Raw genomic sequence first — 12,003 nt, forward strand, 5'->3', positions numbered from 1 at the left:
AAAACGTGAGCCTGATGTGGCCGATCAACGTGCAAGTAGGTCCGAGTGCGAGATCACGATGCGATGACTTGGGGTGTGTCCGCCTCTACCTGCCGGACCCGGCGCGCGGCGGGGCGGCGCTTTCGCCTGGATCTCCTGCCGACGCCGTCAGACACCCTCCCGACAAGCTCCACGACGACGGGGATCAAGACAGGGGTCAGCATGAACACGAACATGGGAATCAGTGCGCTGGCGGCGTCCACGAGAGCGCCGCTCAGACCGTGGCGAAGTTGCGTGCCATGTCAGCGGCCGCGAACTCGCTGACGACTCGGTCGGAGGTCGTTGATGCTTCCAGGCGCTCGATGATCGACTCGAGATTCCGCGCTGGAATCGCGCATGTGAGTTCCTCATCCGGGAGGCCGGTGCGCGTGCGGCTGACTGCGCAGCCCGGGCTCACGGCAACCTGTCCAGCGGCGGCGAGAGGGACGATCACGCACTGGGGTTTGCGGGCGAGGGTGAGTTCGGGGACCGCGCCCAGCAGGGTCATCAACCCTGTGGCCGAGAGCTGGGCCAGGACCACGTCCGGGTCTTCCGCTTCGGCCAGTGGCTGGTAGGTGATGGAGCCTGGCTGGAACGGGAGCGCGGCGGCATTCATCAGGTCCTCCTCCGCGACCCAGCCACTGCCCACGAGGGCGGCAGTGTCGGCGCCGGAGGCCGCCAGGTCGAGGGGGATCAGCCCGTGGGTGTAGCTGCCAACGCTGCAGTTCGCGTGGTCTGCAGCGACGGTGTCGAGACGCTGCTGCTGCGCGGGTGTCCAGAAGCAGCAGCCGGCTGGTTGCGCGGCGATCGGGGAGGCCGCTTCGGCGGCAGGGGCATCGAAGCTCACCGCGACTGGTGGGCGCGTGAGGCCGAGAAGCGTGGTCAGTCGCTGGGCCAGGATGGCGTTGGTGCTCATCGGTATGCCTTTCGTCGGGTTGGGGTGGCAAGCGGTTCGGTCAGCCGTAGGTCAGGCTGATGCGATGGCTGTCGATGGTGAGGTCGATCGCGACGGCTCCAGGGGCGGTACGGCGCCAGGTGTCGCAACTGCGACCATCCACTTCCAGCGATACGGAAGGGCCGGGCGGCAGGTTGTCGACGGTGAAGGTCGTCTGGCTTCCCCGTTGCGACGGGGTCGCGGCGAAGGTGTCGATCTGCAGGACCCGGCGCTGGGCATCGTGATGCGTGCGTCGTACGCCGATCAGCGGGTAGTCGAGGTCACGCACGGTTGGCTCGTCGTAAATCGTGGTGTTCGGGGAGGTGAACACGCGTGACCACGCACCGGGCTCGGCGCATTCGATCATCATCATGGTGGCGTTGATCTGACCCCGCGGCCATGGAGACGACTCCCCCAGCCAGAAGGCGAAGCGGCTGTCTCCTTCGCCGAAGTACCGCGGCTCGAACTGGTTTTCTGAGACCTCCCGCAGACGTTCCCAGGTGGTGGTGTCGCCGATCTCACGCGCCATCCACAGCGCCGTCGACAGCAGCTGTGGATCGTCGGCCAGCTGGATGACCGGGACCTTGGGGTTGCTCCAGCCGAGCTGCCGCATCGCCGACTCGTACAGGTCGAGGCCGAGCTGAGGGTTCTGCGGGTAGAGGTAGTGCAGGAGAACCAATGCGCTGTAGCCGTTGACCGGCCCCGGAAAGGTCATCGTCGCGTCTTCGATCGGGTCGTAGTAGAAGGCCACCCAGTCGATGCGGCCTTTGCGGTCGCGGCCCATGTAGTGCTTCTCGGCGTACCCCACCCAGTCGAGGAAGGGCTCATTGAGTGATGTGTCGAGCAACGAGTCGTAGAGCTTGAGGCCCAGCCCGGCCGCGCTCATGCAGAACGGCCAGATCTTGGTGTTCTCACAGTGCGCGCCCTGGGGTCGAGCCACCAGTTGCGCGGAGATGAACTTCGCGATGCGCTCGTGGGTCCAGGTGAACTGCCGGTTCTGGTAGCCGGTCACGTCGAAGGGTCTTGTCTCCGGCCTTTGCCCGGACACGTAGTGGCGCATGCTCAGTAGGAGGTTCAGCCAGCCTCGGTAGAAAAGGTTGCCGTCACATCCGACCGGGTCCGGTTGTAGCCCCCAGGGCTCGATGCCGTTCCCGGTCCAGCCGGGGAGGGCGTACCGGCCGCGAAGGTGCTCGGGCACGACCGTCAGCCACTCGGGGGGGTACCTGTCGACGTTCGGGTCGGGTCCGATCAGGGTGTTCCAGTCGATGCCACCCCAGAACGTCACGTAGCGCTTCGCGAGCTCGTCGAGGATGCGGGTGTAGCCCTCCCGCCACGCGGGAGTCGCCTCCACCATCATGGGGAGGACGTAGGCCATCTCGGCGATGTCGAATCGCGGGAACGCGCACATCGGGGGCTCGCTGTAGCGGTCCCACCACTGGTGTGGCTCGCCCTGGTCGGACCAGTCATCGTCTGTGGTGGCCTTGTCCCACATGAACCTGAGCCAACCGAGGGAGCGGTCGTTCAAGCCGGTTGAGGGCGTCGAGGTCTCGAGCGAGTAGTGGCTCATCTCATGGCTCCAGAACCGGCTCGCCGGTGGTCGACCTGACCTGCAACAGGGTCGAGCGTGCGCGCCAGGCGTCCGTCCAGGCAGGATCGAGGCGTACGACCGCCGGCTCGACGATGATGGTCTCTGCTCCGCAGGCCGCCGGATCGTGAGCAAGGTAGGGGTCGGGGAGCCGGTAGCGAGGGCCGCTGGAGCGGCCGAGCTTCACGAACTTGCGAGTGAGTCCGTAGAACCACAGCAGGACGAACGCACTCCCCTGCAGCTGCGCCGTGCCGTCGTGGAGCCCAGCGACGACCTTGTCGACTGTCCGTGACGAGACCAGCGCGCGAAGTGCCTGCGCACTCGAGTCGAAGTGCACCGTGCAGTCCGCGGCTGCCGCCGGTCCACGTTGAGTGGTCGTCGCGCGGCGCTGCGGTCCGTCGAAAGCCCAGTGCCGTGCGACCTTCTCCCCCGCGGACAGCTCGAAGACCAGCGTGCGGGTGATCTGCGACCGCACCGACGGCATGAACCGGGATCCCTGGGCGATGCAGTGGCCGAGGAACCACAACACCAACCGGAGCGCCCCGTCGGACATTTCGGCTACCTGGCCTTAGGGGCCGGCGCGGAAGCAGCGCGCAGAGTCGGAACGGCTTGCAGGTGACTGACCAGGAACTCAGTCTGGTCTGCTGCGAGTTGCTCGAATGCCTCTCCGATGTAGAAGGCGAAGTGTCCGGCGTCGTACAGCCGAACATCTCCTCGTGGCGCCTGACGCGCGTAGCGCTCGGTCCGTGCGGGTGGTGCAACCGAGTCGGTCTCGCTGATGCAGATGAGGATGGGGATCTCGATGCGTTTGGCCGATCGGCCGGGGCGGTAGCGGATCAGGCTGGCGACGCTGCGGGCCGCAGCGTGGTTGACCCACTCGAAGTCGGCGGGGAGCAGCGCGTGCATACCGGGCAGTGCATCCGGGGCGGTCATCAGGCCCAGTTGGCCGGTAGGCGCCGCGACTGGGATCGTGACCGGGTCTTTGCCGCGGGCCGCTGCCACGAGGTCGCGGAGGACGAAGCGCGAAATGACCAGAGTCTCGCGGATGCCAAGCGATGCCGCCGACGCCAAGCCGTCGGTGAAGGGACACTGGGCGACGGCGGCCAGGAGCTCCGGGTGCCGGGCGGCGACACGGATGGCGTGGCCTCCGCCGAGGGAGCTCCCCCACACGGCCATCCTGTTTCGGTCCACCTCCGGAAGGTCGGCGGCGTACTCCAGGGCGGCGTCCCAGTCGGCGAGCTGGCGTGCCATCGACAGCACCTGGCGTGGTTCGCCGCCGCTGTCGCCCAGGTGGCGATAGGTGAACACCAGGACGGCGAGCCCGGCCGCCACAAACCTCTCGGCGTACGGTGCCAGACCCATCTCTCGCGTCGCGCCGAGTCCATGACCCATCACCACCGCCGGCAGCGTCGCATCGCCAGGATTGTCAGGTAGGTACAGCCAGGCCGTGCAGTAGGAGTCGCCGGACGGGAACTCCACGGTGCGTCGGCTGAAGCCCCTTCTTGGCTTGCGTGCCATCACTTCACTTCCTCACGTTGGCTTTCGACTGCAGCGTTGCCGTGCTCGAGAGCGGCGGCGTATCCGCCGGGCTGGTAGAGCGGCAGCTCACCCTGTTTGGCGGTGTCACGGAGGTAGCTCAGCATGATCTCCTGTGCCGCCCGTTGCGGCAGCGATGCGAGGAACTCGGTCCGCTCCAGGTGCAGACCCTTGGCCATCGGCAGCGAAGCACCCACGTTCACGGCACGCTTGATGGCGGCGATCGCCTGAGGTGTCCGCGCCGCGAGATGTGTCGCCCTTTCGACCGACCGGGCAATCAGGTCAGTGGACGGGACGATCTCGTCGATCACGCCGAGAGCGAGCGCTTCCTCGGCGGGGAACGGTTTGCCCTCCAGGATCGCCACCAGTGCCCGGTGCGAACCGATCAACCGAGGCAGTCGTTGGGTGCCCCCGGCGCCTGGCGCAAAGCCGAGCAGGACCTCGGGATGCCCGATGACGTAGTCACCCTCGGCCATCAGACGAAGGTCGCAGGCCCAGGAGATTTCGGCGCCCACGCCCAGCGCCGAGCCGTTGAGAGCAGCGACGAAGATTGTCGAGCTGGTGGTCATCAGCGACAGAGACTTGTGCATGGCGTCGAGTTGGAGCGCCCCGGTCATCGGGGTTTTGCGCGCCATCCATCGGGAACCCCGGTTTCGGTTGAGCTGACGCGCGATCCTTGCCACTGAGCTGGTGATCTTGCGGCTCACCGGAGGAATCACCGAACCGTCCTCTTGCAGCCAGGCCAGGTCCGCATGGCTGATGAATCGGTCCGGGTGCGAGCCAGTGAAAACCACAGCGCGGATCTCTGGGTCACGGTCTGCGCGCTCGACCAGTGCCACGAGCTCTGGGGCGTCGTCGCGGCCGAACAGCCCGAGCTCACTGCGGGTGAAGCGCGCGAGCAGCACACCACCGCCCAGATCCTCGACCTGGATGCCTGGCCTGTCGCCGTGCTCGGAAGGTGTCATCATCATCATCCTTGTGAAACCTTGTTCTAAACTTCGTTATACGAGAGGCTAGTGGTCGTCGTCACAGATGACAACCCCCGAGCCCGAACAACCCTCGAAAGGCCCATCACTTGCCGACCGCCAGCCGAGAGCTAGCCAGCCGCGCGACCCGAGCACAGGTCGCCGAGCAACTCGTCGATGCCGCCATCGAACTGCTTGCCACCGAAGGGCCGTCGGAGATCAAGGCTCGATCGGTCGCCGAGTCGGCCGGGGTCTCCACGAGCGCGGTCTATTACCACCTCGGCGGGCTGCCTGAGTTGTTCCAGGCGGTCGTGGATCGGGGGTTCGTGGAACTGGCTCGGGCCTTCGACTCCACCTCCGCCAGTGACGATCCTGTGGCGGACCTCTTCCAGATGGCGCTGGCCACGCGCCGGCTCGCGCGAGCCAACCCGCATCTCTACGACCTGATGTTCGGTCTCTCCACACGGGGGAGCTATCGCCCCTCGGAACCTCGACGCGACGACAGGCGCACGCAGGCCTTCAGGGCGGCGTACGCGCGCCTGGTGCAGGCGTCTACACGCCTGGTTCACGGCGGCCGAGTTCGCGCCGAGGAAGACCCAGAACTGATCGCCGACCAGTTGTGGAGCTGTGTCCACGGCTTCGTCACCCTGGAACTGGCGGGCCACTTCGCGCACTTGAGCGACCCCGTTCACGAGCGGCTGCAGCCACTAACGGTCTGCGTCTTCGTGGGACACGGCGACAGCGCCGAGCGCGCCAAGGCCTCCCACGATTCCGTCCGTGATCTCTAACGCTCTGGGCGTTCAGGCAGTGCGGTGCAGTTGCGGGTACAGGGCCTCGACGGGCTCACTCACGGCCATCTCGTCGGGCGGTGGCATTGGTGCTGCGTCGACGCGAGCGGGTGCGGATGCGCCGCTGCCAGGCGATCAACAGCGGTGGTGCGGCAATCTCGAGCACGACCGCTCCCACGGTGACCGGGTGGGGCCGTCCCCGCTGCTGCCAGGACCTCAGACGGGCGAATCCGCCCACGAAGAGGCTGGCCAGCGCGTAGGTCACGCCGGGTGATCGCTCGACCCGTCCGAGCTGGGACCAGATGACAGGTCCTACGGCGAACTTGAACACGTTGGCGTAGCGGAGCGCGCTGTCCACCGTCGGGGTCACGTCCGGCGATCCGCCTGGCACTCCTTGAGGGCCGAGAACTAACTCGCGTCCGGCGCTGGCGGCCGGGACGGCTGCTAGCACCGCGAGGGTCCACTGCAGGCGTCGTCGGCTACGCCTCTCGGCGGCAGGGGACGACTCGACGGTGCTCATTTGGACGTGGTGGCGGCTGCGAGCACCGCGTCGTTGACGGCGGTCGGGGTGACCGACGTTAGCGCGAGCTGCACGCGGCTGAGGTTGTCGGTGCGGTAGCGACGCCTCGGGCGACGTGAGGTGAGTGCACGGTCGACAGCCGAGACGACCTTCTGGGGATCGCCGGCGAGCTTTTGCATGCGGCCCAGGAGCTTGCGGGTGCCGACCAGGTGCGAGGCGTACAGCTCACCATGTGCGGGGCTCAGCTGTTTGGTCATGCGGTCGTAGTCGTCGAGCGCGTCTCCCCACATGTCGGTGCGCGTGGGCCCGGGCTCGATCAGTGAGACCCGGATCCCCCAGGGGCGCAGCTCCATCCGCAGCGCATCGGCCAGTGACTCGAGGGCGTACTTCGATGCGCTGTAGGCGCCGGTGCCCGGCAGGGTGATCAATCCGCTGACCGAGGACATGAACACGACCCGGCCGCGGGCCTCCCGGATCTGCGGAAGCACAGCCTGGGTCACCGCGATCTGGGACGTGACGTTGACGTCCAACTGCCGGTTCAGGTCATCGATCGAGGTGGCCTCGACGGGGCCCTGCACGATGATGCCGGCATTGTTGATCACGCCGTCGAGAGCGGGCGGGAGATGCTCGTGCAGAGCCGCGACGGCGGACCGGTCCGTGATGTCCAGCTGGATGGGATGCACGTTCGGCAACTGGTCGAGGTCGAGGAGATCAGCGGCTGATCGAGCGGTGGCGTAGACGTCCCAGCCGAGATCGCTCATGTGTCGGGTGATCGCCAGGCCGATCCCTCGGCTGGCACCGGTCACTAGTACAGCTGGCATGTGATTGCTCCAAGCTCGGGTGATGGGTTGGTCATGGAAGGTCAGTCGGCCAGGAAGGCAAGGACCTCAGGGACGAACTCCTCGTGGTGCTGGAAGACGCCGCCGTGACCCGAGTTGGGATAGACGACCAGCTTGGCGTCGGGGAGTCGACGGGCCATGTCGGCGGAGTGCTCGCTGGCGACCATCAGGTCGTGGTCACCGTTGGCGACCAGGACGGGCACCTTGATGACCGACAGGTCGTCGGGGGCGTGCAGGCCACCTGCGGTGATGGCCCGCAGCTGAGCAACGCCCGCCTGCCGGGAGATCGGTCGGCTGCGGTCCTGGGTGCGCTCGGCAAGGCGCGGGAAGTACTCCTTCGCCGCCTTCTTTCCCTCGGTGTTGCGGGGGAAGAACAGGAAGTTTCGTGGGTCCTTGCGGGTCGCGAACGCCTTGGCGTAGGCACCGCCCACGATGAACGGCATCTTCCAGATGCCGCCGCCGCCCCGGGGGCCGGTGCCGGCGAGCACCATCCGTCGGACCAGGTCGGGCGCCTGGAGTGCGACCATCTGAGCGACGGCCCCACCCAGCGAGAACCCGAAGAGGTCGACCTCGTCGTACCCCAGCGCCCGGATGAACGCGATCGCGTCGGCGCCCATCTGCTCGATGTCGTTGGGGACCTTGGAGCCGGTCGAGCCGACGCCGCGGTTGTCGAACGCGATCACGTGATGCTGGGCAGCGATGCCGTCGATGATCCGCGGGTCCCAGTCGTCCAGGACTGCCGTGAAGTGGTGCAGGAAGACCACCGGTACGCCGGAGGTGTCGCCAAGCTGCCGGTAGGCGAACGGGGTCCCGTCGATCGTGACGGTCTTGGTGGGAGTGTCTCGCCAGGTCGTCATGTCAGTTTCCTTCGTCGGTGGTGCGGGATGCGTGGGCAGAGGCGGTCGGGGTCGAGCGTGCGTCGAGGCGGGCGAGGACGTCGAGGATGCGGCGGTCGACGGCGAACTTGGCATCCAGGCTGGGGCCGAGGATGCCTCGCAGCGTCGAAACGGGGCGCCACACCTCGGGGTGGATGACGCGCACGGATCTCTGCTCGAGCCCGTCGACGACGGCGTTCGCAGCGGAGGCCGGGCTGACGCGTTTGAGCATGGGTTTCGGCAGGGTCGAGAGCAGCTCGAGTACGACGTCGTCGTTGTCGACACCGTGCTTGATCATGTCGGTGTCGACGAGCGAGAAGTAGGCGGTGAGCACCGAGACCTGGTGGTCGGCGAGTTCGAGGCGTAGGCCTCGGCCGAGTTGCTCGACGGCGGCCTTGCTCATCGCGTACGGGATCGTTCCCATCCCGTTGATGAAGGCGAACACCGAGCTGATCAGCACGATCTGGCCCCGGTTCGTGATGACTTCGTCCATGCCGGCAGCGACCGTGTTGACGACCCCCGTGACGTTGACTGCCAGCGTGGCCTCGACGTCGGCGATAGGGGTATTGCGCAGGGTCGCCGCCTTGGCCAGCAGGCCGGCGTTGGCCATCACGACGTCGAGGCGGCCGAAGCGGTCCACCGCCTGTGCCACGACGTCATCCAGCGAAGACCGGTCCCGGACGTCGGCGACGCAACCGAGGACCCGGTCAGCGCCGAGCGCCGCCGCACGTTCTGGAGTCGTCGTGTCGATGTCGGCGACCACGAGCCGCGCACCTCGGCGAAGCAGTTCCCGCCCGGTCGCCGCACCGATGCCGCCGTTGCCGCCGGTAATCAGCACGACCTTGTCGGTGAGGTCGTACGGCGTGCGGGTCACGCGGGTCATGAGACGCCCCGCTTCGGGCGGAAGGACACCCGGCCGTTGCGACGCACCATCGCCAGGGCGGTCACCAGTGGGCCTCGGTCTAGGTCCGGCTCGAGGCCGCGGGCGAGCCGGTGCAGCTGGTCGACGTTCCAGCTGATGTTCAAGAACCCGTCGAGCGCCTTCAGATCGGTGAGGCGGCCGAGGAACCGGCGCATGCCGGCCTGGATCTCGTGGGTCACCAGCGTCGTCGTGCTTCCGTCGAGGAGGCTCGCAGCGGCGTCGGTGGCGGTGACCGTCGGTCGGGCGATGCCGACGAGGTCGCAGTCGCCCGCGCTGAGCGCGTCGTCCATCGACGTGCGCTTGCGGAAGCCACCAGTCACCGCGATCGGCACGGCGCCTGCCTCGCGACGGACGGACCGCGCGTAGTCCAGGAAGTAGGCCTCGCGTGCCCTGGTGGCGGGCGCTTCGGAACCACCCATCGCCGGGGACTCGTAGTTGCCACCGGAGACCTCGATCAGGTCAACGGCCTCGCCGGCCAGTGCGGCCACCACGGCTCGCGAGTCTTTCTCGGTGAAGCCTCCCCGTTGGAAGTCGGCCGAGTTCAGCTTGACGGCGACGGCGAAGCCCGGGCTCACCCGCTGCCGGACCCGTCGCACGACCTCGATGAGGAACCGCATCCGTCGTTCCGGAGTGCCGCCCCATTCGTCGGTGCGCAGGTTCGTGAGCGGCGAGAGGAACTGGGTGACCAGGTAGCCGTGGGCCGCGTGCAGCTCGACGCCGTCGAAACCTGCCTCTTCGCACACCCCGGCCGCGGTCGCGAACCTGTCGATGATGTCCTCAATCTCGGTGGGGGTCAGTTCGCGCGGAGTCGCGGCGCCCGGCATGGCCAGGGCCACCGGGCTGGGAGCGACCGGCTTGTGCCCGACGGCCAGCAGGTTGGACTGGCGTCCGGGGTGGTTGAGCTGGGCGAAGATCGCCGCACCGCCGTCGTGCGCTGCCTTGGTCCACTCGGTTAGCCGGGCCAGAGCCCGGTCGTCCTCGATGACGATGTTGCCGGGCTCTCCGAGGTGGCCGCGGTCGACCATGATGTTGCCGGTGATGAGCAGGCCGTAGCCGCCCTGCGCCCACCTGCGATACAGCGTGACGATCCGCTCGTCGGGTGAGTTGTCCGCGTCACCCAACGCCTCGCTGAGCGCTGCCTTCGCGATTCGGTTGGGCAAGCGGACGCCGCAGGGAAGTTCCAGCGGGTCGGTGAGTGCAGACATCGAGGCTCCTGGTTCACGAGTTGCATTACGTTCATACTAGTATGCTCGTAATGCTATGATGGCGCAAGTAGAACGACGAAAGGAATGTGGCGATGGCCAGGTACGCACCGGAACACAAGGACGCGACGCGACGACGGATGATCGAAACCTCCGGCCGCCGGTTCAAGCGCGACGGGTTCGACGGGGCGGGCATCTCCGCGCTGGTGGCCGACGCGGGCCTGACCAACGGCGCCTTCTACGGACACTTCGCGTCAAAGGACGACCTGATCGCCACGGTCGTCTCCGATCAGCTCGCCGCCCAGGTCGCGCGGGTCGAGGCACTGCCCCTCGGCCTCGCCTCGGTGGAGACCTTCGTCCGTGAATACCTCTCCCCCGAGCACCGCGACGACTCTGGAAACGGCTGCCCTTCGGCAGCCTTGCTCGACGAGATCACGCGTCAGGACGTTGCCACCCGGGAGGCGTACACCGACGGTGCGCGGGCGCTCATCGACGCGATTACAGGACACCTCGCCGTCGTCGATTCCGTGGGTGCCCGGGACCGGGCGATCGGTCTCTTCACGCTCCTGGTTTCGTCGCTCCAGCTCGCCCGCGCGGTCACCGATCCTGAGCTGTCAGATCTGGTTCTCGCTTCGGGGTACCAGAACGCGATGCGGATCGCCGACAGCCAACCCCGATCTCGCCGAGCGCCGGCGCGCGGGCGCGAGTCTCAACGGCGCTGATCCCAACACGTTCTATACCGGCGGCGTCGAGGGCTACACCGACTTCTCCACGATCGAACAGGCCGCCTGAATCCCGAGCCGTCCGACCCATCCGTATTCACAGAGAAGGAGAACGTCATGAACAACCAGCACCAGTCCGGTGACGCCGTCGTCACGGCCTATAGGGACGCCCCTGCGCGCACGATCACCGCAGGCGGTGTCACCTTCGCCTACCGCGAGCTGGGACCCAAGGGCGGTATCCCGGTGGTGTTCTTCGTCCACCTGGCCGCGACCCTGGACAACTGGGACCCCCGCATCGTCGACCCGATCGCCGCGAACCGCCACGTCATCGCGTTCGACAACCGCGGCGTCGGAGCCTCCAGCGGCTCGGTCCCCGACACCATTGAGGCCATGGCCGACGACGCCCTGACCTTCATCAAGGCATTGGGCTACGACACGATCGACATCTTCTCCTTCTCCATGGGCGGCATGATCGCCCAGGCGCTCATCGTCAAGAACCCGGGCCTGGTGCGCAAGCTCGTTCTGACCGGCACCGGACCCAAGGGTGGCAAGGACATGGACAAGGTCGCCCGGACGACCTACTACGACATTCTGCGCGCCACTCTGACCCGCTCGGACCCGAAGGAGTTCCTGTTCTTCAACCGCAACGCCACCGGCAAGCCGGCAGCCAAGGCTTTCGTGAAGCGCTTGCAGGAGCGCACCGCCGACCGGGACGCACCGATGAAGCTCACTGGGTTCCAGACGCAGTTGAAGGCGATCAAGGCGTGGGGGCGCGGCAAGCCCGACGACCTCTCGGTCATCACCCAGCCGACGCTGATCGCCAACGGTGACAACGACCGGATGGTGCCCTCGATCCTTTCCGAGGACCTGCACCGCCGGATCGAGGGTTCGGAGCTGATCATCTATCCCGACTCCGGACACGGCGGCATCTTCCAGTTCCACGACCAGTTCGCTCCCGTCGCCACCGCCTTCCTCGCCGACTGATCCCTTACCAACTGAACAGGGGAACGGATCATGGACGCTGCCAGCACGGAGTCCGCATCCGTGACGAACGAGAATTGTTCGACAGCCTCGGCCCCATCGCCGCCGCCGTCAGC

At 67.0% G+C, this 12,003-nt stretch carries 13 protein-coding genes; 3 read left to right on the plus strand and 10 right to left on the minus strand.

The window, feature by feature from the left end; all coding sequences use genetic code 11:
* Positions 1-253 precede the first annotated feature (253 nt).
* From ACOACQ_RS03250 to ACOACQ_RS03270, 5 genes are read right to left on the minus strand one after another with little or no spacing between them, the layout of a single operon-like run.
* On the minus strand, positions 254-934 hold the full coding sequence (locus ACOACQ_RS03250; RefSeq protein ID WP_378596958.1) for a DUF169 domain-containing protein: 681 nt from the start codon (positions 932-934) through the stop codon (positions 254-256).
* Positions 935-974: 40 nt separating this feature from the next.
* Positions 975-2,519 (minus strand): hypothetical protein, encoded by a 1,545-nt coding sequence (locus ACOACQ_RS03255; RefSeq protein WP_378596959.1) that lies wholly within the window; start codon positions 2,517-2,519, stop codon positions 975-977.
* Position 2,520: 1 nt separating this feature from the next.
* The gene (locus ACOACQ_RS03260) at positions 2,521-3,090 is read right to left on the minus strand and encodes a hypothetical protein (protein WP_378596960.1); all 570 of its coding nucleotides are present in this window, start codon (positions 3,088-3,090) and stop codon (positions 2,521-2,523) included.
* Between the two features lie 5 nt (positions 3,091-3,095).
* Positions 3,096-4,055, minus strand: a complete 960-nt coding sequence (locus ACOACQ_RS03265; protein WP_378597055.1) for an alpha/beta hydrolase — start codon at positions 4,053-4,055, stop codon at positions 3,096-3,098.
* Positions 4,055-5,038 (minus strand): enoyl-CoA hydratase/isomerase family protein, encoded by a 984-nt coding sequence (locus ACOACQ_RS03270; RefSeq protein WP_378596961.1) that lies wholly within the window; start codon positions 5,036-5,038, stop codon positions 4,055-4,057. Before ACOACQ_RS03270 ends, ACOACQ_RS03265 begins: the two co-directional genes overlap by 1 nt.
* Positions 5,039-5,148: 110 nt before the next feature.
* Here ACOACQ_RS03270 and ACOACQ_RS03275 point away from each other — a divergent pair, with 110 nt between their 5' ends.
* Complete coding sequence (locus tag ACOACQ_RS03275) at positions 5,149-5,826, plus strand: TetR/AcrR family transcriptional regulator (protein WP_378596962.1); 678 nt, start codon at positions 5,149-5,151, stop codon at positions 5,824-5,826.
* A gap of 55 nt (positions 5,827-5,881) precedes the next feature.
* Here ACOACQ_RS03275 and ACOACQ_RS03280 read toward each other — a convergent pair whose 3' ends face one another.
* Genes ACOACQ_RS03280 through ACOACQ_RS03300 form a run of 5 tightly spaced genes read right to left on the minus strand, consistent with a single transcriptional unit; the run spans position 5,882 to position 10,187 of the window.
* Positions 5,882-6,346 carry a DUF4345 domain-containing protein gene (locus ACOACQ_RS03280; RefSeq protein ID WP_378596963.1) on the minus strand — a complete coding sequence of 155 codons (465 nt, stop codon included), beginning with the start codon at positions 6,344-6,346 and terminating at the stop codon, positions 5,882-5,884.
* A complete protein-coding gene (locus ACOACQ_RS03285) occupies positions 6,343-7,167 on the minus strand; it encodes an SDR family oxidoreductase (protein ID WP_378596964.1) in 825 nt (274 codons plus the stop codon). The genes ACOACQ_RS03280 and ACOACQ_RS03285 overlap by 4 nt, the downstream gene beginning before the upstream one ends.
* A 41-nt stretch (positions 7,168-7,208) precedes the next feature.
* The gene (locus ACOACQ_RS03290) at positions 7,209-8,042 is read right to left on the minus strand and encodes an alpha/beta fold hydrolase (RefSeq protein ID WP_378596965.1); all 834 of its coding nucleotides are present in this window, start codon (positions 8,040-8,042) and stop codon (positions 7,209-7,211) included.
* A gap of 1 nt (position 8,043) precedes the next feature.
* The gene (locus ACOACQ_RS03295; protein WP_420287610.1) at positions 8,044-8,943 is read right to left on the minus strand and encodes an SDR family NAD(P)-dependent oxidoreductase; all 900 of its coding nucleotides are present in this window, start codon (positions 8,941-8,943) and stop codon (positions 8,044-8,046) included.
* Positions 8,940-10,187 carry an NADH:flavin oxidoreductase/NADH oxidase family protein gene (locus ACOACQ_RS03300; protein ID WP_378596967.1) on the minus strand — a complete coding sequence of 416 codons (1,248 nt, stop codon included), beginning with the start codon at positions 10,185-10,187 and terminating at the stop codon, positions 8,940-8,942. The genes ACOACQ_RS03295 and ACOACQ_RS03300 overlap by 4 nt, the downstream gene beginning before the upstream one ends.
* Before the next feature lie 92 nt (positions 10,188-10,279).
* Here ACOACQ_RS03300 and ACOACQ_RS03305 point away from each other — a divergent pair, with 92 nt between their 5' ends.
* Together ACOACQ_RS03305 and ACOACQ_RS03310 are read left to right on the plus strand one after the other, a co-directional pair.
* On the plus strand, positions 10,280-10,906 hold the full coding sequence (locus ACOACQ_RS03305) for a TetR family transcriptional regulator (protein WP_378596968.1): 627 nt from the start codon (positions 10,280-10,282) through the stop codon (positions 10,904-10,906).
* Between the two features lie 117 nt (positions 10,907-11,023).
* A complete protein-coding gene (locus ACOACQ_RS03310; protein ID WP_378596970.1) occupies positions 11,024-11,890 on the plus strand; it encodes an alpha/beta fold hydrolase in 867 nt (288 codons plus the stop codon).
* The last annotated feature ends 113 nt before the right edge of the window (positions 11,891-12,003 follow it).

Origin of the sequence: Nocardioides sp. CPCC 206347, assembly GCF_048654605.1 — a bacterium.
GTDB lineage: Bacteria > Actinomycetota > Actinomycetes > Propionibacteriales > Nocardioidaceae > Nocardioides.